Origin of the sequence: Novosphingobium sp. FSW06-99 (assembly GCF_001519065.1) — a bacterium.
Taxonomy (GTDB): domain Bacteria; phylum Pseudomonadota; class Alphaproteobacteria; order Sphingomonadales; family Sphingomonadaceae; genus Novosphingobium.
Genome location: NZ_KQ954256.1, coordinates 189,640 through 215,289, shown reverse-complemented (window position 1 = coordinate 215,289; position 25,650 = coordinate 189,640). Strand labels below are relative to the sequence as shown.

22 protein-coding genes are annotated in these 25,650 nt (G+C 66.3%); 11 read left to right on the top strand and 11 right to left on the bottom strand.

Translation table 11 applies throughout. From position 1 onward, the window contains the following. Nucleotides 1-46 precede the first annotated feature (46 nt). From AQZ49_RS11775 to AQZ49_RS11760, 4 genes are all read left to right on the top strand, one after another. Nucleotides 47-1,504, top strand: a complete 1,458-nt coding sequence (locus AQZ49_RS11775; RefSeq protein WP_082701731.1) for an FGGY-family carbohydrate kinase — start codon at nucleotides 47-49, stop codon at nucleotides 1,502-1,504. After that, complete coding sequence (gene lldD / locus AQZ49_RS11770; RefSeq protein ID WP_067615799.1) at nucleotides 1,501-2,646, top strand: FMN-dependent L-lactate dehydrogenase LldD; 1,146 nt, start codon at nucleotides 1,501-1,503, stop codon at nucleotides 2,644-2,646. The genes AQZ49_RS11775 and lldD overlap by 4 nt, the downstream gene beginning before the upstream one ends. Nucleotides 2,647-2,674: 28 nt before the next feature. Next, nucleotides 2,675-3,736: an L-rhamnose/proton symporter RhaT gene (gene rhaT, locus AQZ49_RS11765; RefSeq protein ID WP_067615797.1), complete on the top strand. Its 1,062-nt coding sequence runs from the start codon at nucleotides 2,675-2,677 to the stop codon at nucleotides 3,734-3,736. A 61-nt stretch (nucleotides 3,737-3,797) separates the two neighbouring features. Then, nucleotides 3,798-4,586 carry a DeoR/GlpR family DNA-binding transcription regulator gene (locus tag AQZ49_RS11760; protein WP_067615795.1) on the top strand — a complete coding sequence of 263 codons (789 nt, stop codon included), beginning with the start codon at nucleotides 3,798-3,800 and terminating at the stop codon, nucleotides 4,584-4,586. Here the strand turns inward: AQZ49_RS11760 and AQZ49_RS11755 are convergent. Next, on the bottom strand, nucleotides 4,581-6,059 hold the full coding sequence (locus tag AQZ49_RS11755; RefSeq protein ID WP_067616087.1) for a phosphomannomutase: 1,479 nt from the start codon (nucleotides 6,057-6,059) through the stop codon (nucleotides 4,581-4,583). The two genes, AQZ49_RS11760 and AQZ49_RS11755, sit on opposite strands and share 6 nt — an antisense overlap. A 270-nt stretch (nucleotides 6,060-6,329) precedes the next feature. Between AQZ49_RS11755 and AQZ49_RS11750 the strand changes: the two genes are divergently transcribed. Both AQZ49_RS11750 and AQZ49_RS22305 read left to right on the top strand, forming a co-directional pair. Then, a complete protein-coding gene (locus tag AQZ49_RS11750) occupies nucleotides 6,330-7,484 on the top strand; it encodes a glycosyltransferase (RefSeq protein ID WP_067615793.1) in 1,155 nt (384 codons plus the stop codon). A 73-nt stretch (nucleotides 7,485-7,557) separates the two neighbouring features. Next, entirely contained in the window at nucleotides 7,558-7,992 is a 435-nt protein-coding gene (locus AQZ49_RS22305; RefSeq protein ID WP_156428274.1) for a hypothetical protein, read from the top strand. Nucleotides 7,993-8,070: 78 nt separating this feature from the next. On the opposite strand, the gene AQZ49_RS11745 is transcribed toward AQZ49_RS22305, so the two are convergent. Then, nucleotides 8,071-9,159 (bottom strand): glycosyltransferase family 4 protein, encoded by a 1,089-nt coding sequence (locus AQZ49_RS11745; protein ID WP_231739204.1) that lies wholly within the window; start codon nucleotides 9,157-9,159, stop codon nucleotides 8,071-8,073. 155 nt (nucleotides 9,160-9,314) lie between these two features. On the opposite strand from AQZ49_RS11745, the gene AQZ49_RS11740 reads away from it, so the two are divergent. Next, nucleotides 9,315-10,955: an oligosaccharide flippase family protein gene (locus tag AQZ49_RS11740; RefSeq protein WP_067615789.1), complete on the top strand. Its 1,641-nt coding sequence runs from the start codon at nucleotides 9,315-9,317 to the stop codon at nucleotides 10,953-10,955. After that, nucleotides 10,955-11,839, top strand: coding sequence for a glycosyltransferase family 2 protein (locus AQZ49_RS11735; RefSeq protein ID WP_067615787.1), 885 nt, complete (start codon nucleotides 10,955-10,957; stop codon nucleotides 11,837-11,839). The genes AQZ49_RS11740 and AQZ49_RS11735 overlap by 1 nt, the downstream gene beginning before the upstream one ends. Before the next feature lie 262 nt (nucleotides 11,840-12,101). On the opposite strand, the gene AQZ49_RS11730 is transcribed toward AQZ49_RS11735, so the two are convergent. Together AQZ49_RS11730 and AQZ49_RS11725 are read right to left on the bottom strand one after the other, a co-directional pair. After that, nucleotides 12,102-12,446, bottom strand: coding sequence for an energy transducer TonB (locus AQZ49_RS11730; RefSeq protein ID WP_067615785.1), 345 nt, complete (start codon nucleotides 12,444-12,446; stop codon nucleotides 12,102-12,104). A gap of 157 nt (nucleotides 12,447-12,603) precedes the next feature. Beyond that, the gene (locus AQZ49_RS11725; RefSeq protein ID WP_067615783.1) at nucleotides 12,604-14,463 is read right to left on the bottom strand and encodes a methyl-accepting chemotaxis protein; all 1,860 of its coding nucleotides are present in this window, start codon (nucleotides 14,461-14,463) and stop codon (nucleotides 12,604-12,606) included. 165 nt (nucleotides 14,464-14,628) lie between these two features. On the opposite strand from AQZ49_RS11725, the gene AQZ49_RS11720 reads away from it, so the two are divergent. After that, nucleotides 14,629-15,303: a peptidylprolyl isomerase gene (locus AQZ49_RS11720; protein ID WP_067615781.1), complete on the top strand. Its 675-nt coding sequence runs from the start codon at nucleotides 14,629-14,631 to the stop codon at nucleotides 15,301-15,303. A 656-nt stretch (nucleotides 15,304-15,959) separates the two neighbouring features. On the opposite strand, the gene AQZ49_RS11715 is transcribed toward AQZ49_RS11720, so the two are convergent. The 5 genes from AQZ49_RS11715 to bioB are packed head-to-tail and all read right to left on the bottom strand — an operon-like array spanning nucleotide 15,960 to nucleotide 20,374. Then, nucleotides 15,960-16,304 (bottom strand): hypothetical protein, encoded by a 345-nt coding sequence (locus AQZ49_RS11715; protein WP_067615778.1) that lies wholly within the window; start codon nucleotides 16,302-16,304, stop codon nucleotides 15,960-15,962. Between the two features lie 49 nt (nucleotides 16,305-16,353). Further along, nucleotides 16,354-17,601 carry an adenosylmethionine--8-amino-7-oxononanoate transaminase gene (locus AQZ49_RS11710; protein ID WP_067615777.1) on the bottom strand — a complete coding sequence of 416 codons (1,248 nt, stop codon included), beginning with the start codon at nucleotides 17,599-17,601 and terminating at the stop codon, nucleotides 16,354-16,356. Next, the gene (gene bioD / locus AQZ49_RS11705; RefSeq protein ID WP_067615776.1) at nucleotides 17,598-18,218 is read right to left on the bottom strand and encodes a dethiobiotin synthase; all 621 of its coding nucleotides are present in this window, start codon (nucleotides 18,216-18,218) and stop codon (nucleotides 17,598-17,600) included. The genes AQZ49_RS11710 and bioD overlap by 4 nt, the downstream gene beginning before the upstream one ends. Next, nucleotides 18,215-19,333 (bottom strand): 8-amino-7-oxononanoate synthase, encoded by a 1,119-nt coding sequence (locus AQZ49_RS11700; RefSeq protein WP_067615774.1) that lies wholly within the window; start codon nucleotides 19,331-19,333, stop codon nucleotides 18,215-18,217. Before AQZ49_RS11700 ends, bioD begins: the two co-directional genes overlap by 4 nt. A 6-nt stretch (nucleotides 19,334-19,339) precedes the next feature. Continuing rightward, nucleotides 19,340-20,374: a biotin synthase BioB gene (gene bioB / locus AQZ49_RS11695; protein ID WP_067615771.1), complete on the bottom strand. Its 1,035-nt coding sequence runs from the start codon at nucleotides 20,372-20,374 to the stop codon at nucleotides 19,340-19,342. Between the two features lie 336 nt (nucleotides 20,375-20,710). Here bioB and AQZ49_RS11690 point away from each other — a divergent pair, with 336 nt between their 5' ends. Next, nucleotides 20,711-23,128, top strand: coding sequence for a TonB-dependent receptor (locus AQZ49_RS11690; protein WP_067615767.1), 2,418 nt, complete (start codon nucleotides 20,711-20,713; stop codon nucleotides 23,126-23,128). Nucleotides 23,129-23,233: 105 nt separating this feature from the next. Continuing rightward, nucleotides 23,234-23,797 (top strand): lipid-binding SYLF domain-containing protein, encoded by a 564-nt coding sequence (locus AQZ49_RS11685; RefSeq protein WP_067615764.1) that lies wholly within the window; start codon nucleotides 23,234-23,236, stop codon nucleotides 23,795-23,797. Nucleotides 23,798-23,808: 11 nt separating this feature from the next. Here the strand turns inward: AQZ49_RS11685 and rsmA are convergent, their stop codons facing one another. After that, a complete protein-coding gene (rsmA, locus tag AQZ49_RS11680) occupies nucleotides 23,809-24,633 on the bottom strand; it encodes a 16S rRNA (adenine(1518)-N(6)/adenine(1519)-N(6))-dimethyltransferase RsmA (RefSeq protein ID WP_067615762.1) in 825 nt (274 codons plus the stop codon). Continuing rightward, complete coding sequence (gene pdxA / locus AQZ49_RS11675; RefSeq protein ID WP_067615760.1) at nucleotides 24,626-25,633, bottom strand: 4-hydroxythreonine-4-phosphate dehydrogenase PdxA; 1,008 nt, start codon at nucleotides 25,631-25,633, stop codon at nucleotides 24,626-24,628. The genes rsmA and pdxA overlap by 8 nt, the downstream gene beginning before the upstream one ends. Nucleotides 25,634-25,650 lie beyond the last annotated feature (17 nt).

The window sequence follows — 25,650 nt, the reverse complement described above, 5'->3', positions numbered from 1 at the left end:
GAGTTGATAGTATTCAATCATAAACAATCAAGTTCGCTAATGCAGCATGATCATCGGAGAGGTTCCCCTGACGTCGATTCCAGCCTCTGCTGCCGATCCCCGCGCGCTGGTTGTCGTGGTCGACTTGGGCAAGACGCTGGCCAAAGTGTCATTGTGGTCGGCCGACGGTACGTGCCTTGACCGCCATGCGCGGCCCAACACGCGCCTTGCTCAAGACGGGATCGCGCGGCTCGATGCGGGCGGTATCGCGGCATGGCTGGAGACGGTGCTGGCCACCTGGCGTGATCGGCCGATTGGCGCGATCGTGCCGGTCGGCCACGGCGCGGGGGCGGCGGCGCTGGTGGATGATGCGCTGGCCTTTGCGCCGTTTGATTACGAGGCCGATCCGCCGGCCGACCTGATGCGCCAATACCGTGCGTTACGCGCGCCGTTTGCGCAGACCGGCTCGCCCGCGCTGCCGCAGGGCCTCAATCTGGGCGCGCATCTGTGGTGGATGGATCATGTCCATGGCGCCGCGATGGCGCGCGCCACGCTGGTGCCCTGGGCGCAATACTGGGCGTGGTGGCTGTCGGGGGTCGCGGTCAGCGAAGTGACCAGTTTGGGCTGCCACACCGATCTGTGGAACCCGGCGGCGGGGGATTTTTCGACTTTGGCGCATGATCGTGGCTGGGCCGCGCGGTTTGCGCGCGTGGTTCCGGCGGCGCACGTGATCGGCACGCTGCGCCCCGATCTGGCCGCGCGCACCGGTCTGTCGCCGCAGATCCGCGTGCTGGCGGGGCTGCACGATTCGAACGCCGCGCTGCACGCCGCGCGCGGGTTTGCATCAGTGGGGGCGGGGTCTGCCACCGTGCTGTCGACCGGCACCTGGTTCATCGCCATGCGCACCGGGGCCGATCCGGCCGATCTGGCCGCCTTGCCCGAGGCGCGCGATTGTCTGGTCAATGTCGATTGCGCGGGCGATCCGGTGCCCTCGGCCCGGTTCATGGGCGGGCGCGAGATCGAAAGCCTGATCGAAATCGACACGCGCCGCGTCGATATCCGCCCCGATCAGCCGCACCTGATCGCCGCCGTGCCGCGCGTGCTGGCCAGGGGTGCAATGCATCTGCCGACGCTGGCGCCGGGGTGCGGCCCGTTTCCCGATCAGGCCGGGTGCTGGATCAACCAGCCCGGCGACTGGTACGAACGGCGCGCGGCGGCGTGTCTCTATGCCGCGCTGCTCGCCGATGTCGCGCTCGGGCTGGTCGGTGCGCGGGGCACGCTGCTGGTCGAAGGACGTTTTGCCCGTGCCGAAGTGTTCGTGCGCGCGCTGGCCAGCCTGCGCCCTGATCTGGCGGTCCATGTCGCGCATGCCGATACCGACGTGTCGTTCGGCGCCTTGCGACTGGTCGATCCGGGGTTGGCGCCGCCGGGCGGGCTGGCGCGGGTCATTCCGCTTGACGTTGATCTTTCCGGGTACAGAAAGGCGTGGACCGCCGAAGTGGCGGCCCGGAAGGATGCCCGATGATCATCGCCTCGATTCCCGATTTCCGTGAAGCCTCGCGCCGCCGCACCCCGCATTTCCTGTTCGAATATATCGATGGCGGCAGCTATGCCGAAGTCACACTGCGCCGCAATGTGGCCGATCTCGAAGCGATCGCGCTGCGCCAGCGGGTGTTGCGCGATATTTCGCAGATCGACCTTTCGACCGAACTGTTCGGGGTGAAACAGGCGCTGCCGGTGGTGCTGGCGCCAGTCGGGCTGGCCGGGTTGAACGCGCGGCGCGGCGAAGTGCAGGCGGTGCGCGCGGCCAATGCGGCGGGCGTGCCGTTCACGCTGTCGACGGTGTCGGTCTGCCCGATTGCCGAAGTTGCGGCGGCGTCGGACCGGCCGTTCTGGTTTCAGCTCTACATGATCCGCGACCGCGTGTTCATGAAAGACCTGCTTGCGCAGGCGCGCGCGGCGGGGTGCAGCGCGCTGGTGTTCACCGTCGATCTGCCGGTGCCGGGCAGCCGCTATCGCGATGTGCGGTCGGGACTGGCGGGTGCGCCGGGCATGTGGGGCGACATGCGGCGCCTGATCCAGGGGGCGATGCGCCCCGGCTGGGCGTGGGATGTGGGCCTGTTCGGGCGGCCGCATCACCTGGGAAATGTCGTGCCGGTGCTCAAGGGCAAGACCGGCCTCAACGATTTCATGGCGTGGATGGGGCGCAATTTCGATCCCACGATCACCTGGGCCGATCTCGATTTCATCCGTGCCGAATGGGATGGGCCGCTGATCATCAAGGGCATCCTCGATCCCGAAGATGCGCGCCAGGCGGCCGATCGGGGCGCCGACGGGATTGTCGTGTCGAACCATGGCGGGCGACAGCTCGACGGCGTGCTGTCGTCGGCGCGCGCCCTGCCGCCGATCGCCGATGCAGTCGGTCACCGCTTGACGGTGCTGGCCGATGGCGGGGTCCGTTCGGGGCTCGATGTCGCGCGGATGCTGGCGCTGGGCGCGCGCGGGGTCATGCTCGGGCGCGCCTGGGCCTATGCGCTGGGCGCCGATGGCGAGGCCGGGGTGGCCAAAATGCTGAAACTGATCGCCGCCGAACTGCGGGTGGCGATGGCGCTGGGCGGGTTTACGCGGATTGATCAGATCGACCGGTCCGCGCTGGCCGCGCCATAAATCGGACCTGGGGGAGAGCACAACAATCATGGTACCCAATCCCGCACTCGGCGTGGTGTTTCACTGGATCGGCGGTTTTTCCTCGGCCAGTTTCTATGTCCCCTACAAACGCATCCGGCTGTGGTCGTGGGAAGTGTTCTGGCTTGCCGGAGGCCTGTTCAGTTGGCTGATCGCGCCATGGGTCATGGCCTTTGCGCGCACGCCCGATCTGATTGGCGTGCTGGCCGGCGTGCCGCACCAGACGCTGTTCTGGTGCTGGTTCTGGGGCGTGATGTGGGGGTTTGGCGGGCTGACCTTCGGGTTGACCATGCGCTATCTCGGGCTGTCGCTGGGCATGGCGGTGGCGCTGGGGCTGACCACGGTGATCGGAACGTTGGGGCCGCCGATCTTCCACGGCACGATCGGCGCGATTGCGGGCAAGACCAGCGGGCAACTGACCCTGGCGGGCATCGTCGTGACGCTGATCGGCATTGTCGTGGTGGCCCGCGCCGGGCAGGCCAAGGCGCGCGAAATCGGCGAACGGGGGGACAAAAGCGAATTCAACGTGGTCAAGGGCCTGCTGATCGCGGTGTTTTCGGGCGTGATGTCGGGGTGTTTTGCCTGGGGGCTCGATGCCGGGCAACCGATCCGCGATCTGGCGCTCAAGGCCGGGACCGATCCTCTGGCGCAAGGATTGCCGGTGCTGTGCGTGGTGCTGGCGGGCGGGTTGACCACCAATCTGGTCTGGTGTGCGATCCTGATCGCGCGCAACCGCAGCGCCGCGCAGTTTTTCGGCGCCACCAATGATCCGGCGGTGGCGCGTGCGCCGCTGGGGCGCAACTGGCTGCTGGCCGCGCTGGGCGGCACGCTGTGGTACGGGCAGTTCTTTTTCTACACCATGGGGGAAAGCCAGATGGGCCGGTTCGGCTTTTCGAGCTGGACCCTGCACATGGCCAGCATCATCCTGTTCTCGACGCTGTGGGGCTTTGCACTGGGCGAATGGGCGCAGGCAAGCGGGCGGACACGGGCGCGGGTATGGACCGGGATCGGCCTGTTGATCGCGGCGACCGTGGTGATCGGCGGGGGCAACATGCTGGCCACCGGTTCGTGATGGCTTTTGACCGTTTGTGGCGGCATAAGGGGGCCCTGAAGAGGGGCCTTGTTACACCACCATGCATGCTACCGAACGCGAGAGGCTGATCCTGGCCGCGCTGGGCCCCAGCGGGTTTGTGACCTATCGTGATCTCGAGGCGCGGCTCGATGCCTCGCCCGCGACCATCCGGCGCGATCTGGCCCGGCTGGAATCGGCGGGGCAGATCGTGCGCGTGCACGGCGGCGCCCGGCTGGTCGAAGGCGGCGAAGGCGCGGCCGATCGCGGACAACGCCTGACCGGCACGCCGTTCGACCTGGCGATCACCCGCAACCTGCCCGCCAAGCGCGCGATCGGGCGCGCCGCTGCCGCCTTGTGCCAGCCGGGCGAGGCGGTGATGATCGATGGCGGCACCACCACGTTCCAGATGTGCCCGCATCTGCAAGGGCTCGATTGCCAGGTGCTGACCAATTCGCTGCATATCGTCGATGCGCTGCTGGCCCAGCCGGGCACGCGCATCCTGGTCCCTTCGGGCGCGGTGTTTCGCGAACAGAACATCATCCTGGCCCCGGCGGGCGAAGATTCGATGCCGCGCTTTCACGCCCCGCGCCTGTTCATGGGCGCAGCCGCGGTGGGCCCGCGCGGTGTGATGCAGCAGGATGTGATCCTTGTCGCCGCCGAACGCCGCCTGCTGACGCGCGCCGACGAAGTGATCCTGCTGGTCGATTCGACCAAATTCGCCTCGTCGTCGGGGGCGATCGTCTGCGGTCTTGACGAAGTCGACGTGCTGGTCACCGATCCCGGGATTACCGAGGCCGACGCCGCGATGGTGCGCGGCGCCGGGGTGCGGCTGATCGTCGCGGAATTATAGGCGCAACAGGCCCCTGATCGCGGCACAGGCATCGGCGTTGAGCGCGACCGCCTCGGCCTCGCTGCCCGCTTCGGTATAGCAGCGCAGTTCGGGCGCGTTGCCCGATCCGCGCAGATGGATCACACCGCCCCCGGCGAAGCGCGTGCGCACCCCGTCGGTCATGTCGATCGCCTGCGCCGCACCTGCAAAGGCGCCAAACAGGCGGGTCTGCAACGCGATCCGGTCGGCCTCGTCACCGGCGGTCAATTGCGCGAACAGGCTGGCGCTCGCCTCTGGCGGGAACGGGGTGATGCGGTCGGAATAGGTATAGCGCGCGGGCAGGCTGGCCAGTTGCGCGGCGACGCCGGGTGCATCGGCGGTCAGCACGATCAGCATCGGCAGCACCGCGTCGCGCGTGGGCAGCGCGCGCGTGGTGCCGGTCTTGCCGGGGATTGCGCTGCCCAGCAGAAAGCCGCCATTGGCTTCATACCCCACCACGCAATCCGCCCCAGCGGCGAGTTCGGCATCCATCGCGCTGATCACATAGGGCGATCCGATCCGCGTGCGCAAAACCCTGGCAAACCGGCCCGATGCCTCGACCGCGCTGTTGCTGCTGACCGGGGTGACCACGCTGGTGGCGCCGACCCCCGCCGCGCACAGGATGCCCAGCACATCGCCGCGCAGCCACTTGCCGGTTTCATCGGCGATCAGCGGTCGATCCGAATCGCCGTCGGTCGATACGATTGCATCGAGTGCGCCCGCCGCCGCCCATTGCCGCGCCAGCACGACATCTTCGGGACGGATTGCCTCGGTATCGACCGGCACGAACACGTCTGATCGGCCCAGCAGTTCGATTTCGGCACCCAGTTCGGTCAGGATCCGCGCCAGGATGTCGCGGCCCACGGCGGAATGCTGATAGACCCCGATCCGCTTGCCGGTCAGCGCGCCGCGCCCGAAATGGTCGATATAGCGCTGCACATAGGCTTTGCCGACATCGGTGACCGGGGGCAGCGCCTCGGGTTCGACCAGCATGCCCGCCGCATCGAACCGGCCACCGTCAAGATCGACCACTTGCGCGCTCATCCCGGCTTCGTCGGCTTTCAGCACTTCGCCCGCCGAACGGTAGAACTTGATGCCGTTGCGATCGGCGGGGATATGGCTGCCGGTCACCATCAGCGAAGGGATGTGCTCGGCAAAGGCATAGAGCGCCAGCGCCGGGGTGGGCACATAGCCGCAGAACACCGGCACCCCGCCCAGATCGCGCACCGCGCGTGCGCAGGCGGCCAGGATGCGCGGGGTGCTGGGGCGCAGATCGCCTGCCAGCGCGACCCGGCCGCCCGGCGCAAATTCGCCAGCATCGGCCATGTGCCCCAGAAACCCGGCGGTATAGCCATAGCAGACCCGGTCGGTCATCGCCGATACCAGCCCGCGCGCACCGCTGGTTCCAAATGCGACGCCACATTCCTGCATCAGCGCCTTTACGGTGATTGTCATCACAGCCTCGATTGCCGGTGGATTTGTCCGGCGCATATGACCGGGCCGTCGCCCGATTGCCAGCGCGATTGTCTCCATTTGCGGCAGTGCGAAAGATGCACCGGTTTTGGTGCAAAGCGCGCATGCCTCCTGCGCGGCCCGCGCATGAGAATCCGCAGGTTTGATGCGGGGTAAACGGCCATGGCCGGTCGGAAGCGGACCGGCTTGGCGTATTTCGCACCCGCGTTGCCGGTCACTGTGCCGATAGAGACATCATTCGGGAACACGGGCATGGCACGGAGCACACAGGCACCACGGGTGGCGATCATCCATTATTGGCTGGTTGGCATGCGCGGCGGCGAACGCGTGCTGGAACGGCTGTTGCGGCTGTTCCCCGGCGCCGACATCTTTACCCACGTTGTCCGGCCAGAGGCGATGTCCGACACGATCCGCGCGCATCGCATCCAGACCACCTTCATCGCACGGCTGCCCGGTGCGCAGCGGTTCTATCAGCATTACCTGCCGCTGATGCCGATGGCGCTCGAACACCTCGATCTGCGTGGCTATGATCTGGTGATCAGCAGCGAATCCGGGCCCGCCAAGGGCGTGATCGCGCCGCCCGATGCGTTTCACTTGTGTTATTGCCATTCGCCGATGCGCTATCTGTGGGACCATTTCCACGATTATCACGCGCGCGCTGGCTGGCTGACGCGGCACCTGATGCCGCCGCTGTTCCACCGCCTGCGCCAGTGGGATCAGGCCTCGGCCCAGCGGCCCGACCGCGTGCTGGCCAACAGCGCGTTCATCGCCCGCCGCGTGCGCAAGGCCTGGGGGCGAGAGGCGGGCGTGGTCTACCCCCCGGTCGATGTTACGCGCTTCAGCCCTGCCGACAGCATCGGCGATCACTATCTGTGGGTCGGGCAGATGACCCCCTACAAACGCGCCGATCTGGTGGTCGAGGCGTTTGCCCGGCTGGGGCTGCCGCTGCTGATGGTCGGCACCGGCGAACTGGCGGCGCACGTCGCGCGCCGCGCCACCCCCAACGTGACGATCGTGCCCCGGCTCGATTTCGCCGACCTGACGCGCGCCTATGCGCAATGCCGCGCGCTGATCTTTCCCGCCGAAGAGGATTTCGGCCTGATCCCGGTCGAAGCCAACGCCTCGGGCCGCCCGGTCGTGGCCTATGCCGGGGGCGGCGCGCGCGAAACCATCGTCGATGGCGAAACCGGCCTGTTCTTCGACGACCAGTCGGTCGATTCGCTGATCGACGCGGTCGAACGCTGCGAACGCTGGCTGAACCATTTTTCCCCCGCCGCCGCCATCACCAACGCCCGCCGCTTCGCCCCCGAAGTGTTCGACGCCGGCATCCGCGCCGCCGTGGCGCAAGGCCTGGGGATGGATGATGACTGGCGTGCAGTGGGCAGCCCGGTGCGGCGGATTGGGTAGCGATGCAGGGGCAGACTGCGAAGGCTGGTATCGCCCATATGCGGACAATCTTCAGTGTGTTAGACGATGCGACATGCATCGCAGCTTCACATGGCCGCTTTCCGGCAAGTGCGCATTGCTGGCTGCGGCAGCTTCGCTAACACTTGCGGGCTGTTCGTATGGATATCCGCTGGACGTTGAATTCTATGAGGGAAAAGTCTCATTTGTGGCGAATAGACATGGCTCTGGCTGCTTGTCCTATTTGGAAGTTAGAAGTGAAAGCGGCGAAGTCATGTGGCACTTTGAGCGGCCATTACCGCATTTGGACTGCGGGATTGATTTCCCGCTCATTTATGGAAAATTGCCAAGCGGTACAACGTCATCGGCTCCTGCGAAGCCGTTACAGGAAAACATCAGGTACAATGTCGAAGCATCTGACGGTGATTGGTATTCGGGAAGCTTCCGAATACGCCGTGTGCTGAAAATCGAAAGCGATCCAAACGACGGTGCGCATGGGCACATTTTTTAGACGCCGGAAAGCTTGCGCAGAGGCTTCATAACCGATTGATTTCCCACAAAATTGGCCATTTGCGTCTCCCGCGCATCCTCAAATTGCCAGCAATTCCTCGATCAGCCGTTCCGCCGCCTGGCGCCAGGTAAAGCGGGCGGCCTGGGTGTGACCGTCGGCGATCATGCGTGCGCGCAAGGGGGTGTCGTGGCCCAGGCGGGTGATCGCATCGACCCACAGGTCGGGGCGGTGGGGGTCGGCATAGAGCGCGGCCGATCCGCACACTTCGGGCAGGGCGCCGGCCGGGGCGACGATGGCGGGGCAGCCCGATCGCATCGCTTCGAGCGGGGGCAGGCCGAACCCTTCGGTGCATGAGGGAAAGGCCATGCAACGCGCGGCGGCAAACAGCGCGGCCAGTTGGGCATCGTCGATCCGCCCGGCAAACCGCACGTTGGCGGGCACATCATGGCCGGCGCTGCGGAACTGGTCGGCGCCGTGGGTGCCGAACAGCACCAGCGTGACATCGTGCAGCGCGGGGTCGGCGAAGGCGCGCAACAGCATCGCGATGTTCTTGTGCGCCTGCGTGTTGGCCAGCGACACCACGAATTGCCCCGGGGTCAGCCCCAGCCGCGTCAGCACCGATGGATCGGGTTGCGCATGGCCGAGATGGTCGATGCCATTGTGGATCACCCGGATGCGATCGCGCGGGGCGACGCCATAATGGGCGAGCTGATCCTTCGAAAATTCCGAAACGGTCAGAATGCGGCGATGGCGGCGACCGATCAGGCCCTGCTGGAACCGGTACCATGCGCGGAACGCGGGGGTATAGCTGGCGGGCGTGCTGTGCACCTGGGCATCGTGGATCATGGTCACCGAATGCGTCGCGGCGATCACGCCGACATTGCACAGGCTTAGAATCATCCGCCCCCGTGCCATCAGCGGCAGCGTGACTTGTTCCCACACCCGCCCGTCGAGCGGCCCGGCAACGCGATAGGGCACCCCCAGCGCCTCTGCCCCGGCGCGCGCGCCGGGCGGAACCCACAGTTCAAAGGCGATTCGTTCGGCCAGATCGGCGCGCTCGCGCAGCAGCGCGTGGCATTGCCGGGTCAGCTCTTCGGCGACACGGTGCACCCCGGTCGAACCGCCGAGCAGAAACCTGCCGTTGATGATGACTGTGCGCGGCTGCACCGGGAATCCTGTTGGCGGCGGCAAGACGGTTTGCCCCCCTGCGGCCGATCTTTGTCGCCCCCCCTTGCACAGGCAACCGCGAGTTCGACCATTATCGAGAGGAACCGGCCGCAATCGATCCCGCCCTTGCGCCGGGCCGCCGGGGTCGGATCGGGGTGCGGGGCGACGACTTGCAGGGCGGCGTTGGGTTCAATATCGCGGCTTCGATGGTTGCCGGGCGCGCGCAGGTCGGGTGTTTTGGCGGCGTGATACCCGATACCATCGCCACCCGCGTCGCGGCAGATCTGCCGCCCACCGCGCCCTTGCGCGAATTGCCCCGGCCCGACCGGCGCGGGGTGCGATCGCGCGCAATGGGCGCAGGGGGGCTGGCGCTGGCCCGCGTTGCCGCGCAGGCGATGCAGTTTGCGCTGTTCCTCTATGCCGCGCGGGTGCTGTCGACCGCCGATTTCGGCGTGTTCAGCCTGGCCTATGCGGTGATCGTGGGACTGACCGTGCTGGCCGAGGCGGGGTGGCGCGAATGGGTGCTGTGCGCGATCGCGCCGCGCCAGATTGACGAGGCGGGCGGTGCGGCGCTGGTTACCGGGGCGATCATCGTGGCGGTCGGGCTGGGGCTGCTGGCGCTGGGCGCGCGGCTGGCGATCAACCCGGCGCTGATTATGATCGCGGCGCTGTTGTTGCCGTGGATCGTCGCACGGCCACTGGTGTCGGTGCAGATGGGGGTGCTGACGCGCGCGGGGCGGCTGTCGCACATCGCCGTGGTGCAATGGCTGTGTGAAGTGGCCGGGCTGCTGACCGGTCTGGCACTGCTGCACCAGGGCGCCGGGCTGGCCGCACTGGCCTGGGCCAAGCTGGCACTGCTGGCGGTCGAACTGTTCGGCTATACGCTGGGCGCGGGGCGGCTGGGGCTGGCATTGCCGGGGCGCAAGGCGGCGCGCGCGATGATCGGGTTTTCTATGCATATCACGGCGGCGCGGGTGCTGACCTATTTGCAGGGCAATCTGACCACGCTGGTGATCGGCGCGGTGTTTTCGCCTGCGCTGGTGGGGCTCTATCGCGCGGCGATGCGGCTGGGCGGCACGGCGCAGGAAGTGATTCGCGAACCGGCGCGCATGGTCGGCTGGTCCTGGCTGCGCACCGCGATGGATCAGGACATCACCGCGCGCGCAGCCGGTCCAGGTGCGCCGTCACGACGGCTGTTGGCCGCCGCGCACCAGTTTTTCGATCTGGCGGTGACCGTCGGTGCCGCGCTGCTGGTGGTGCTTGCGTTTGAAGCGGGCGGCGTGGTGCAGATCCTGCTGGGGGCCAGATGGACCGATGCGGCAGGTCTGGTCATGCTGTTGTCGCTGGGCATGATTGCCCGCCTGCCGCAGGCGTTGGCCGAACCGCTGTTTCCGCTGCTGGGCAAGGCCTGGCTGACGCGGCGGCTGGCGCTGCTGACATCGGGCACGGGGCTTGCCTGTTTCCTGATCGCGCTGCCGTTCGGGCTGACCATGGTGGCGCTGGCCGACATGGTCGCCGCGATCCTGATGCTGGGGCCGCTGCTGCTGACCCTGGTGATCGATGGCGGGCTGTCGGCGCGGCAGGTGCTGCGACCGTTTGCGCTGGCGCTGGTATCGGGCTTGGCGGTTGCGGCGCTGGCCGGCGTGCTGCCGCCGCTGGGCGCGGCGCATGGTCTGGTCGGCGTGGTGCTGCTGGCGCGCAACGGGCTGGCGCTGCTGATCGTGTTTGCCGGTGTGCAATTGGTCCTTCGCCGAACGTTGCCACCCCGCCTGCCTTATCCAAAGGAGCCTCTGTGATGACCTTGTCCTTGCGCGTTGCGGTGATCATTGCCTCGACCGGGCGCCCGGCATGCATTGCCAGCGTGCTGGGCGATCTGCGGCGCCAGACTTTGCCCCCATCGCGGATCATCCTGGCGGTCACCGGCGATCGCGATTTGCCGCCGCCGCACACGCGCAAAGACGCCGAAGTCGTGCTGGCGCGGCGCGGATTGCCGGCGCAGCGCAATGCCGGGCTCGACCGGTTGGCGGGCGATGCCGATGTGGTGGTGTTTTTCGACGACGATTTCGTGCCCTCGCGCCACGCCATTGCCGGATTGGCCGCGCTGTTCGGCGATCATCCGCCGATTGTCGGGGCGACCGGGGTGGTGCTGGCCGACGGGATCAAGACGCCCGGCATTCCCTATACCCGCGCCGAAACGATCGTTGCCGCGCATGACCGCAAGGGGGCGCACCCGCCCGCGCTGATCGTCGATGTGCCCGATCTCTATGGGTGCAACATGGCCTATCGCCTGTCGGCGCTCGATGGCCTGCGCTTTGACGAACGGTTGAAGCTGTATGGCTGGCAGGAAGATGTCGATTTTGCGGTGCAGGTCGCCCGGCGCGGGCGCACGGTCAAGACCGATGCCTTTGTCGGGGTGCATCTCGGCACCAAGGCAGGACGCACATCGGGGGTGCGGCTTGGCTATAGCCAGGTGCACAATCCGCTCTATCTGTGGCGCAAGGGCACAATGCCCCGTGCCAAGGCGCTGCGCCTGATGGTGCGCAATGTGCTGAGCAACCACGCGCGCAGCCTGTGGCCCGAACCCTGGGTCGATCGCATCGGCCGCGTCCGCGGCAATTGGCTGGGCTTTGCCGATGTGCTGCGTGGTCGGTTGACCCCCGAACGGATCGAGGATCTTTAATACGAGGTCGCGCAAAGCGCTGTTCAGACCTCCCACCCCACCTCCCCACCCGACCACCATAGCCTGATGGTATCATTGGTGGTCGGGTGGGGAGGTGGGGTGGGAGGTCTGACTGCACGTCAGTGCAGCCTTGGTGTAACCGGGCGCAAAAAAGGGGGGGCGGATCGCTCCGCCCCCCGATGGCCCCCGCGATAACGCGGTGGTCTTCCAGGGAATGTGGGCCACAGCAGAGAGGGGGGAACGCTGCGGCCGTCTGGAAATCCTAAAGCAGTTTCCAGGTGATCGGCACGATCACCGTGGTCGCGCCGCTCGGCGGTGCGGGCACTTGTCCGGCGCGGGTCGGCAGCGCGAGCGCTTCCTTGTCGAGCGTGGACGATCCCGAAGGGCTGACCAGTTCGGTGCGTTCGACCGCACCGGCGGCGCTGATATAGATCTTCACTTTGGCGGTGCCTTCCTCGCCGCGCATCTGGGCGCTGCGCGGATAAGTCTGCTTGGCGGCGATCGTGCGCGCGACCGATTTGATCCAGTCGGCTGATTGCGCATTGGCCGCAATGGGGGCGAGGGCCAGCGCAGACAGGGCAATGGTCAGGGCCAGAGATTTGGGCATCGTGTCGTCCTTTCGATGGGGAAGGGAGGGCAAGGGGGGCCGGGGACTGGCGCGGGGGACGTTCGGGGGGCTGTTTTCGAATGACCTGAATCGCTTATTGCAGTCCGGCGTTAGTTTGCTGCCAATCGCGAGCTAGGTATTCGCGCGAGGGTGCCGGTCAGAATTCGGACCATTCGTCATCCTGTGGCGCGGCCTTGAGCGCGGCATTGCCGTCAAAGGCGGGTGCGGCCTGTGCACGGACCACGGGCGCATCATCCTGCCAGGCGGCACGCGTGGGCGCGGGCATATGCGCGGGGCCGTGATCGGCGTCGCCGACATTGAACCGTTGCAACTGGTCGACCAGCCGCCCGGTCTCTTCGGACAAATTGCGCGTTCCCGCCGAAGTCTGTTCGACCATCGCGGCATTGGCCTGGGTGAAGCGGTCCATCGAACTGACCATGTCGGAAATCTCGGCAATGCCGGTGGCCTGTTTTTCCGCCGCTTCGGCGATTTCGTCGACCAGGTCGGACACCGCGCTGACTTCGCCGACGATCTGCCGCATCGCATCGCCGCTCGATTCGACCAGGCTCACCCCGCCGCCGATCTGTTCGGTGCTGGTTGAAATCAGCGCCTTGATATCTTTGGCCGCATCGGCGCTGCGCGCGGCGAGTGCGCGCACTTCGTTGGCGACCACGGCAAAACCCTTGCCCGAATCGCCTGCGCGCGCCGCCTCGACCCCGGCGTTGAGCGCCAGCAGGTTGGTCTGGAACGCGATGCCATCGATCACGTTGACGATTTCGGACATCTCGCGCGATGAACCTTCGATCGATCGCATCGCCTCGATCGCCTTGCGCGCGATATCCTCGACCGATCCGGCGGTGCTGCGCGCGACGCTCAGCCGGCTGCTGGTCTGGCGCGCGTTGTCGGCGGTGATGCGCACGGTGCCGGTGAACGTGCCCAGCGTGCGCGCGGTTTCGGCAATCGAGGAGGCCTGCTGTTCGCTGCGCAGCGCCAGATCGTTGGCGGCCTCGGCGATTTCCATCGTGCCGGTCTGGATGGTGGTGCATCCTTGCACGATCTTGGCCAACACGGCGGTCAGTTCGCCCACCGCGGTGTTGTAATCGACGTGCAGCTTGGCCAGCGCGCCCTCGCCATTTTCGGGTACGCGATGGCGCAGATCGCCCGCGGCCAGCGCGGCGAGCCCGCCGCCGATCGCCTCGATCGTGATCTGGGTCTGCGCGGCGCGCGCCTTTTCGGCTTCGGCACGGTCGGTATCGGCGCTGACCAGATCCTTGAACTGTTCGAGCGCGCGGGCCAGCGCGCCGATTTCATCGCTGCGCCCGACACCGGGCAGATGCACCCGCATATCGCCGCCGACCAGCCGCGCCACCGCATCGCTCATCCGCGCCAGCGGACGCGCGACATTGGCCATCATCATGGCCATCAGCGCGATCGCCGCCGCCAGCCCGCCGACAATCGCGCCGATCAGTACAGTGCGCGCGGCGGCGTAGATCTGCGTGCTGCGGTTCGACACGTCGGCCACCGCTTTGCTGTCCTGATCGATCATCGCCAGGACATTGTCTTCCATGCCGTAGAACTGGTCGAGCGCTTCGCCCTGAAACAGCGTGCGGGCCGAGGCATCGCCGCTGCGCGCCAGTTTGACGATCTTGGCGTTTTCGTCGGTATAGGCGGTCCAGTTGGCGCGCAACTGGTCGAGCGCGGCCTTTTGCCTGCCATCGGCGTGCTTGGCGTAATCGTCGAGCAATCCGCCGATCACCGCCTGCGCATTGCGCACCAGCTTTTCGGTGCGATCGGACGGGGCGTCGATCAGATCGCCCTGCTTGATGCGGTATTGCGACAGATAGGCGTGAACATCGCCCAGCGATTGCGCGGCAGGCAACCAGCGCCCGCGCAGTTCGCCCGACAGCGCATCGACTTCGCCCATCTTCTGCATCGCGAACAGCCCGGTCAGGGCCATGATCGCCAGCAACAGCGAAAAGGCGGTCAACAGTTTGGCGGAAATGTTGAATCGGATCATGGTGGCTCCGGTAACTGACAACCGGCGCGTGGACGATGCAATCGCCGGTTTGCCGGATGTAGCCCACGACCTTTGGCCGAAGCGTAAGGCACCACATGGGTAGATGCGCGAAAGGGGGTGTTAACGCCCTTGGCAGCAGGGCCCCTGCTGCGGCACGGTCGCGCGATGATGATCCGCCGATTCGCCCTGTCGCTCGTTTTCGCGCTGTTTGCGCTGCCCGCCCTGGCCGCAACCGGCCATGCCACGCACCCCACCCACAAGGCCCCGCCCGAACCTGCGCCGATCCCGCTGGCCGATACCGTGCGCGTGGCGATGGTGACGACGCTGGGCACGATCGAGATCGAACTCGATGGCAAGCATGCGCCGATCACCGCCGCCAATTTCCTGCACTATGTCGATACAAAACGGTTCGACGGCATCACCTTCTACCGCGCGATGCATCTGGCCTGGGGCGATCAGCCCAACGGACTGGTGCAAGGCGGCATCCGCGATCCGCGCAAGCTGTTCCCGCCGATCGCGCATGAACCAACCAGCCAGACCGGCCTGTCGCACAAGGCCGGATCGCTATCGATGGCGCGCAACGCGCCGGGCACCGCGACCGCCGATTTCTCGATCCTGCTGTCCGACATGACCGGCCTTGACGCCGATCCCAAGAACGCCGACCCCGATCTGGCGCTGGGTTATGCAGTGTTCGGCCATGTCGTGTCGGGCATGGACGTGGTGCGCAAGATCTGGGACGCGCCGATCTCCCCCACCGCCGGCGAAGGCGTGATGCGCGGCCAGATGCTGGCCGACCCGGTCAAAGTGCTGACCGTGCGCCGGGAGCCGGTGGCGTCCTGAGGGGGTGATCAGGTGTGATGCACTGCGTTGTAGCGGCTGGTATCGCCCAGATATTGCCGTTCCGTTGCCCGGTGGCTTTTCCTCCGATGGGCAATTATCTTCATAATGCATTGGTTTGTCGGCTTTGAGCCAAACCAAAACGGGTCCAGCTTGGTCATTCGAGGGGGATCATAGGCGTGCTAACGGTTGAACGACCTTCAACAGCGAGGAAACAGATGAGCTATTTTTTAGATCCAGCTTGCGATGAATATCAATTTCTATGGCAAGTTGAATTCTCGCAACGGCGCAAAGCGCTCGGACCCTACCCCGCGCGGGACGCTCAGCGTTATGTATCCATAATTAGGCGAATGCGGCGGATATTATTAGCTGGAGGCCAGCCATCTTTACTCAATTACCGCTCATTTGGCAGAAATAATATACAAAATTTTGTCCATAAGCGGAAGAACCAGCAGTTGATAAAGGCCATCGGTCGGGGTGAAACGCAACAGTCCCTCGCACGGCGTGGATTTTTTGGCTCATTGAAGGAATACTATATCTACCATTCCTCTTAACGGTTAGGACATTTTTACTGGACGTTAATGTCCGCTTTCATCCAAAATTTGCCGTTCAATCATAACGGAGACCTGCCACAGTCGACCGGCAATCAAGCCCTCGCGTCAAGGGCGCTCGCCCCATGCTGCGCGCTGCTGTTTTGTCGCGCAATCCCACCAGCGGCGGGTGAGCCAGGTTTCCAGCCGCTCGTGGGCGTCGGTGCCATAGCTGGCCAGCACGGCGGGGTAATTGCGGTAGTGGTCGGTTTGCCAGAACGTGGCGGGGTCGGTTTCGATCAGCATATGCTTTTCATCGAGGCCGCTGGTGAACAGGGCAAAGCTGCCTGCCTCGCGTCCGGGAGAGGCGAGCGCCTTGCCGTTCACCTTGGGGCAGGGCGTGCCGTAGAACGGGGCCATGCTGACGCCGGGCAAGCCGCATGCAAATGTCACCACATCCTGCCAGTCGCGCATGGGCCATGGTCCTTTTCCGATGCGCGCAAGGCTATCGCATCAGGCTGCGTTACGCCAGATTGTGCAGCGCCTGGGCGATGCCGGCCTCGATCCGCGCGTGGTCTTCGGTGTCGAGGCAATAGGGCGGCATGACATAGACGGTGTTGCCCAGCGGGCGCAGCAGCAGATTGTTGTCGCGGAAATGCGCGAGCAAGCGGGGCCCGAGCGTGGACAGATAACCGCCATCGGGGGTGACTACGTCGATCGCCGCGATCGTGCCGCAGGTGCGCGGGTTGGTGGCGCCCGGCAGGTCGGCCAGCCGTTCGACCATCGCGGTCTGGCGCGCGGCCAGCGCGGCGATCCGGTCGCGCACGGGTTCGTCCTGCCAGATCGCGATATTGGCGGCGGCGGCGGCGCAGGCGATCGGGTTGGCGGTAAAGCTCGACGAATGGAAAAAGGTTTTCGCGCGGTCGGTCGACAAATGCGCGGCATAGATCGGCTCGCTGGCCATGGTCACCGCCATCGGCATCGATCCGCCCGTCAGACCTTTGGCCAGGCACAGGATATCGGGCACCACGCCCGCCTGTTCACAGGCCAGCAGCGTGCCGGTGCGACCCCATCCGGTCATCACTTCGTCGGCGATGAACAGCACATCGTGCGCGCGGCAGATGGCGGCCATCTGCGCCAGCACCGCCGGCGGATAGAACAGCATGCCGCCCGCGCCCAGCACCAGCGGTTCGACGATCAGCGCGGCCGGGCGCGTGTCGCGGCACAGTGTTGCCAGCGCGGACAACGTGTTGTCACCATCGCCCGCCGGGAACGGGATCGTGCCGACATCGAACAGCAGCGGTGCATAGGCCGCGTTGAACACCCCGCGTTCGCCCACCGACATCGTGCCGATGGTATCGCCGTGATAGCTGTGTTCCATCACCACGATGCCGCTGCGCCCGGTACCGGTGTGCGCGTGAAAGCCCAGCGCCATTTTCAGCGCGACTTCGACCGCGGTCGATCCGCTGTCGGAAAAGAACACGCGGGTCAGTTCGGCGGGCATCAGCGCGCGCAGGCCCTGCGCCACGGTTTCGGCGGGCTGGTGGGTCCAGCCGGCAAAGATCACCTGATCCAGCCGGTCGGCCTGGTCGCGTACGGCGGCCATGATGCGCGGGTGGTTGTGGCCGTGGGTGGTGACCCACCAGCTTGAAATGCCGTCGATCACCCGCCGCCCGTCGCGGGTGAACAAGGCGGCGCCCTCGGCGCGGTCGACCAGCGGGATCGGTTCATTCAACCCGTGCTGCGTAAACGGATGCCAGATCGCGCTCATGCAAAGGCGGCCAGGTCGAACGCGGCGGCAAACGCAGAGGCCAGGCTGTCGCGGGTGAGCGCGGGCAGCAATGGCAGGCGCCCCAGACGGCGCACATCGCCCATTGCGGCAATCGTTGCCTCGTTGTCGTCGTTGGCATCGCCGACAAACGCCAGGCCGTGCACGGTGATCCCGCGCGCGCGCAGCGCCTCGATCGTCAACAGGCTGTGGTTGATCGTGCCCAGCCCGGTGCGCGCCACCACGATCACCGGCAGGTTCCACCAGGCGAACACGTCGGCATAAGTCGTGCTGCGCGTGATCGGCACCAGCGCGCCGCCTGCGCCTTCGACTACCAGCGGGCGTTGCGGCGGCAGCGCCAGCCGGGCAGGATCGATCATCAGCCCGTCGAGTTCGGCGGCGCGATGCGGCGACAAGGGCTGGGTCAGGCGATAGGCTTCGGGCAGGATGAGATCGCGCGCTACGCCAGACAGCGTGGCCACGGTGTCGGCATCGGCGCCGTCTTCCAGCCCGGATTGCACCGGTTTCCAGTAATGCGCGGCCAGTGCCCCGGTCAGCGCCGCGGCAAACACGGTCTTGCCGATCCCGGTGTCGGTTCCGGTGACGACGAATGCGGTCATACCAGCGTCTCCTCCAGCACCCGGGCGAGCGCGGCCAGATCGCCCGGCGTGCTGTTCAGTGTCAGCGAAATGCGCAGCCGTGCTGTGCCCGGCGGCACGGTCGGCGGGCGAATGCCGCGAATGTCGAACCCGGCGGCCTGCATCGCGCCTGCCACGCGCATCGTGCGCCGATCATCGCCCAGCATCACCGGCAGGATCTGGGTGCCGGTGGCAGTCGCGCCCAGCGGCACCATCAAGCGTTCGGCCTCTGCCGCCAGCGCGGCCAGCCGGGCGCGGCGATCGGGTTCATCGTCACAAATGCGCAAGGCCTCGCGCACGGCGGCGGCCACCAGCGGCGAGGGCGCGGTCGAAAAGATGAACGGGCGCCCCCGGTTGACCAGAAAATCGCGCACCACGGCAGGGCCGAACACCAGCGCGCCCTCCACCCCCAGCGCTTTGCCACATGTACGCAGCACCACCGTGTCGGGCCGCCCGTCCAGCCCTTCGGCCAGGCCCCGTCCGCCCGGTCCGAACACGCCGGTGGCGTGCGCCTCGTCGATCAGCATCACCGCATCATGGCGTTCGGCAATCGCCACCAGATCGGCCAGCGGGGCGCAATCGCCATCCATCGAATAGAGCGTTTCGAACGCCAGCCAGATGCGCCCGGTGTGCCCCGCCGCGCGCCATTGCGCGCAGGCCTCGGCAAAAGCATCGGCGTGGTTGTGCGGCACCGCCAGCGCTGTTGCGCGGGTCAGGCGCAGCCCTTCATGCATCGAGGCATGGATCAGTTCGTCATGCACGATCAGATCGCCGGTTTGCGGCAGCGTCGCCAGCAGGGCGACATTGGCGGAATAGCCCGATGACAGGAACAGCGCCGCCTCGCTGCCGGCCCAGGTTGCAGCCTCGGCCTCCAGCGCCTCGTGTTCGGGATCGTTGCCGCGCAACAGCCGCGATCCGCCCGATCCGGCGGGCACCCCGCGCGCCAGCGCCGCGCCGATCGCATCGCGCAGGCGGGGCGAGGCCGACAGCGCCAGATAATCGTTGCTGGCAAAGTCGCGTCCCTGCCGGGGCACGAGCGCGCGCGCGCGCCCGCGTGCCGCCAGCGCCGTCAGGTCATCGTGATGCCTCTGCCACATTGGGCGTCAGGCTGCGCAAGCCCCGGCGCAGGTCTTGGCCGCGCGCAGCGGTTCTTCGCCTTCCATCGGTTTGAGACCGAGGCGCGCGAACATCGCCGCATCGGCATCGTCGCCCGCGTTGGCCGCCGTCAGCAGCTTGTCGCCGGTAAAGATCGAATTGGCCCCGGCCAGGAAGCACAGGCTTTGCGTCGCCTCGCTCATCGCCTCGCGCCCGGCCGATAGCCGCACCATCGACAGCGGCATGGTGATCCGCGCGACCGCAACCGTGCGCACGAATTCGATGTCATCGATCCTGGCCAGCGGGGTATCGGCCAGCATGTCGCCCAGCACGGTGCCCTTGATCGGCACCAGCGCGTTGACCGGCACGGATTCGGGGTGATGCGCCATCGTCGCCAGCGCGTGGACGAAGCCGACCCGGTCGGCGCGCGTTTCGCCCATGCCGACAATCCCGCCAGAGCACACATTGATCCCCGCCGCGCGCACGCGGTCCAGCGTATCGAGCCGTTCGCCAAAGGTGCGCGTGGTGATCACCTCGCCATAGCGTTCGGGCGAGGTGTCGATGTTGTGGTTGTAATAGTCGAGCCCCGCATCGGCCAGTTGCGCGGCCTGCCCCTCGGTCAGCATGCCCAGCGTCATGCAGGTTTCCATGCCCATTTCGCGCACGCCTTTGACCATGGCGATGATCGCGGGCATGTCGCGGTCTTTGGGATTGCGCCAGGCCGCGCCCATGCAGAACCGCTTTGACCCGTTGTCGCGCGCCTGTGCCGCCGATTGCAGCACGGCCTGGACGTCCATCAGCTTGGTCGCTTCGACGCCGCTGTCGGCCTTGACCGATTGCGAACAGTATCCGCAATCTTCGGGGCAACCGCCGGTTTTGATCGACAGCAGGGTGCACAATTGCACTTCGCCCGCGCGGTGGTGGGCGCGGTGAACCTGTGCTGCCTCAAACACCAGCTCGGTGAACGGCAGGTCGAACAGGGCGGCGATTTCATCGCGCGTCCAGTCGTTGCGAACCGGCGAGGTGCTGGCATTTGCAAACATGCGAAGTGTCCCTTGCAAAGTGGCGAACCGGGCGACGGCGCTAAAACCGCACGCCATATTGCACCCGCCCTTAGCATTCCGCGCGCGTCTGCAAACCGGTTTTTGCGATAGGACGACGGGATGGGGGCGCTTGGCGGGGCGCGATGTCCTTGTTGGCCATGTCGCAAATCAGCATTCGACCGTCGCTTTACGGCGCTGTGCAGGCATCGGGCTTGCATACCATCACACCAGCACCCGGCCCGGCCGGGCAACGACAGGCAAGCTGGTACGCGGCTGAATTTTTCTCGGAAATTCAACCGATCAGGCTTCGACCGATCAGGCAAGGGGATCAAAGACATGCGGCACGACACCGGCATTGGCCATTCACGCAAGTTTACACGCGGTACGGGGCGCTGGGCGGGCACGACCTGCCTGCTGGCGGGGCTGGGCACGGCGGCGCTGCTCGGCCCGGTAACGGCACGCGCAGACACCCCGCCAGCGGCCGCCAGCGCGCCAGGCGACGCGGCGCCCGAACTGGTGGTGACCGCGCGCAAACGCAGCGAAACGGTGGCGACCGTGCCGATCGCGATCACCGCGTTTTCAGAAAAGACGCTCGAAGCCAAGAACATCCTGACCTTCGACGATTATGCCACCAAAGTGCCCAACCTGTCGTTTTCCTATGGCGGCGGGCCGACCGGGATTTCCTCGGCGCGCACGATCGCCATTCGCGGCATCACCGGGCAGAATCTGGCCGGTACGGCGGGCGCGACCGGGTTCTATATCGATGACACGCCGGTGCCCGGCTCGCTCGATCCGCGTGTGCTCGACATTGCCAATATCGAAGTGCTCAAAGGGCCGCAGGGCACGCTGTTTGGCGAAAGCTCGCTGGGCGGCAACGTACGCCTGATCACCAAAAAACCCGACCTGACCACCGACAGCGCGGCGATGACCGCCGATATCGGCGCGACCGAGCACGGCGGCAGCGCCGATGGCGGGGTCAGCGGGGTGGGCAATGTGGTGCTGGTGCCCGATCGGCTGGCGCTGCGCGTGGTCGGCTTTTACGATCACGAAGCGGGCTATCTGAAGCGCACTTATGTCACCGACCCGACCAGCGAGGCGACGTACGATCCCACCAACACCACCGCGCCGCGTACCACGGTCGGCAACCAGGGCGCGGTCAGCAGCTATGGCGGATCGGTCACGGCGCGCTGGCAGGCGACCGAAGATCTGGAAGTCATCGCGCGGGTGATGGGCCAATCGCAAAGCGACCACGGATTTCCCGCAGCCTTTGCGCCTTTGCCGAATTTCACCCCCGATTACACGCTCGACCGCGCGTTCAATGTGCAGCCCACCGCGTCGGACCGCTGGATCACCGAATCGATCGACCTGAAATACAAGGGCGAAGGCTGGTCGTTCGTTTCGGCCAACAGCTATTTCTATCGCAAGACCGAAGACTATGAAGATTCGACATATGGCACGCAGCAGGCCTTGCAGAGCTTTTATGGCGTGACCACCGGGGTCGGGCCGGGCACTTTGCCCGCCCAGCCCTATATCTGGAACGGGGTCCACACGCAGAAACAGTTCGTCAGCGAAAACCGCCTGTCGTTCGAGCCGTTCAAGGGCCTGACCGGCACGATCGGGCTGTATTATTCGCATGTCAGCAACGACTTTTCGATTCCTGACACCACGGCCACCGGTCTTGCCGCGCTGACCGGGTGGACCGAAGGCACCCCTGGCACGCCCAGCAATCTGATCTGGACGCAGAACAACCCCGGTTCGCAGGACGACTTTTCGTTGTTCGGCGAGCTTTATTACAAGTTTCTCGACCAGTTCACGGTAACGCTGGGCGGGCGCGCCTATTGGCTGAAACAGCACGCCGATTACACCGCCGACGGGTTCATGAACGGCGGACCGACCCCGTCGAGCCCGACAGCCAACAGCGAAAGCGGGTTCGATCCGAAATTCGAGCTGGCCTGGCAGGCCAACCGCGATCTGATGATCTATGGCTCGGCGTCCAAGGGGTTCCGGGCCGGGGGTGCACAACCGCTGCTGAGTTATTGCTCGCTGCCCAACGGGGTGCCGGATTCGGTGATCACCAATCTGAAATCCGATACGCTGTGGAGCTATGAAGCGGGGGCCAAGCTGCAATTGCGCGATCCGGGCATCCTGATCACTGCGGATGGGTTCCACATCGACTGGAGCAATATCCAGCAACAGGTCGCGCTGGGCTGCGGTGCCTATTTCTCGGTCAACGGCACCAAGGCGACGATCAACGGCGGCGAACTCGAAGCCTCGGGCAAGCTGACGCGGTACTGGAGCTTCAACCTGGGTGTGGGCTATGAACACACCGATCTGACCGATCCGGGCAATCTGGCGGTGCTGGGGTTGGGCATTGCGGCGGGCCAGCGGATTGCCGGAACACCGGCCGCAACGGTGACACTGGGCAGCGACTATCGCGCGCCGATCGGTCATGGCCTCGAAGGGTTCATCGGTGCCGACTACAGCTATACCGGCAATGAAGTGCGCATCCTCAACAGCGGCAGCGGCACGCTGGCAACCAGTCCGGGTTATTCGCTGGTCAATGCGCGCGTCGGCGTGGCGTGGGCGCGGTCGGAACTGTCGGTCAATGCCAACAACCTGACCGGCGCGCGGCCCAATCTGGGCGACATCGGCTATGTCGGCTATGCCCAGTTCAACGCAGGTGGCAATGTCGTGCCGCAAGTCGCGACAATGCCGCCGCTGACGGTGACGATCAAGTTCACCCAGCGGTTCTGAAATCGGGGGGCGGCCAAACGCTTCACCGCAGGTACAGGCGCCGGATGGCAGCGGTGGCCACAGGCCCCGCGTCAATCCGGCCACCTGCCGAGAGGAACATTGCCCATGCCCTATTTCCGCGCTTCATTCGTCGCCACGATGGCCCTTGTCGCTGCCGTGTCGGCGCCGCTGATCCCCGCCGCGCAAGCCCGTGAATCCGCCGCAAAGATTGCAGTGCGCGGCGAACGCGCCCTGCATGAGCTTGAGCGGACCGAGCCCAGGTCGCGGCTGTTTGCCCATCATGCCCGCGCCGTGCTGGTGTTCCCGGCGATCTACAAGGCGGGGTTTGTGTTCGGCGGGGAAAGCGGCGACGGCGTGCTGCTGGTCAACGGGCACGCGGCGGGCTTCTACAATCTGTCGGGCGGCAGCTTCGGGTTTCAGGCCGGGGTCGAAAAGTTCGGCTATGTGCTGTTCCTGATGAACGACGGCGCCTTGCGCCATCTGCGTCGCAGCACCGGGTTCGATGTCGGTACCGGGCCGAGCGTGGCGATCATCAACACCGGCGCCGCAGCCGAGGCCAATTCGACCACGCTGACCAAGGACATCTATGCCTTTCCGTTCAGCGAAAAGGGCCTGATGGCCGACCTGACGCTGCAAGGCACCAAGATCACGCCGATCCATCCGCGCTGATCGGCCAAGCCTTACTGGCCGTCGATCACCCGCGCGATGGCGATAAATTCCGCGATATCGAGCGTTTCGGCGCGGCGGGACGGGTCGATGGCCAGGGCTTCGAGCGCGGGCAGCGCGCCGGGCAGGCCTTTCAGCGACTGGCGCAGCATCTTGCGGCGTTGGCCAAAGGCGGCTTCAGTCAGGCGTTCCAGCGTGCGCGGTTTGACGCCTTCGGGCATCGCGCCCGGGACCACGTGGACGATCGCCGACATGACTTTGGGCGGCGGCGTAAACGCGCTGCGATGGACCTTGATGGCGATGCGCGGGCTGGCGCGCCACTGTGACAGGATGGCCAGGCGGCCATAGCCATCGCTGCCGGACCTGGCGATGATCCGCTCGGCCACTTCGAGCTGAAACATCAGCGTCAGCGATTGCCAGCGCGGCGGCCAGACAGGCCCCGATAGCCAGCCGGTGAACAGCGCGGTGCCGACATTGTAGGGCAAGTTGGCGGCAATGTGATAAGGGCCGTCGAACAAGCTGGCCGGATCGATCTTTACCGCATCGCCCTCGATTACCCGCAACTGGCCGGGAAAGGCCTCGCCCAGTTCGGCCAGCGCCGGCAGGCAGCGACGGTCCATTTCGATCGCGGTAACGCGCGCCCCGGCGCGCAGCAGCGCGCGGGTCAGCCCGCCGGGACCGGGACCGACTTCCAGCACGTCGGCATCCTTGAGCGATCCGGGCACGGCGGCGATACGCGCCAGCAACTGTTCGTCGAACAGGAAATTCTGGCCCAGCGATTTCTGCGCCAGCAAGCCGTGGCGATTGACCACATCACGCAGAGGCGGAAGATCAGGCATTGCGGTGGGCCACGCATTGGGCGGCCATGCGGATCGCCGCAAGCGTCGCACCGGCGCGCGCGGTGCCGGTTCCGGCAATGCCGAACGCGGTGCCGTGGTCGGGGCTGGTGCGGATGATCGGCAGCCCCAGCGTGACATTGACGCCTTCGTCGAAATCGAGCGCCTTGATCGGGATCAGCGCCTGATCGTGGTACATGCAGATCGCCAGATCATACGTCGCGCGCGCGGCGGCATGAAACATCGTGTCGGCGGGCAGCGGGCCCACCGCATCGATCCCGGCGGCCCGCAGTTGTGCAACGGCGGGCGCGATCACGGCCTGATCCTCGTGGCCCATGCGGCCTTCTTCACCGGCATGGGGATTGAGCCCGGCCACGGCGAGGCGCGGACGGGCAATCCCGAAATCGCGGGCCAGCGCGGCGGCGGCGATCGTCGCGCGCGCGGTGATCAGCCGCGTGGTCAGCAGGCCGGGGACTTCGGCCAGCGCCACATGGACAGTGATCGGCACCACCCGCAGGCTGGGCCCGGCCAGCATCATCACCGCATCATCGGCGGCAATGCCGCAAGCGGCGGCGACACATTCGGTCTGGCCCGGAAACGCGAAGCCGACCCGCGCGAGGCGGCTTTTGGCGACCGGACCGGTCACCAGCGCCGATGTCGCGCCATGGCGGGTCAATTCGGTGGCCAGCGTCAGACTGGCCAGCGCCAGCGCGGCCCCGGCATCATCGGGTGCGCCCGGCGTATAGGCGCCGGTGCCGATATCGATCACCGGCAGTGCGGCGGGAAACGCGGCCAGCGCGGCGTCTGGCGATGCCACCGCGACCACCGGCACTTGCCGGTCGCGCGCCGCCGCTGCGATCACCGCGTGCGAACCGACCACAACAAACGGCGGCAGGTGTCCGGACACGGCCATCTGCCACGCCGCGACCGCCAGTTCGGGGCCGACGCCCGCCGGATCGCCCATGCTGAGCGCCAGAGGGGCGGGGCGCGCGGCCGTGCTCATGGGCGCCCGTTCGTCGC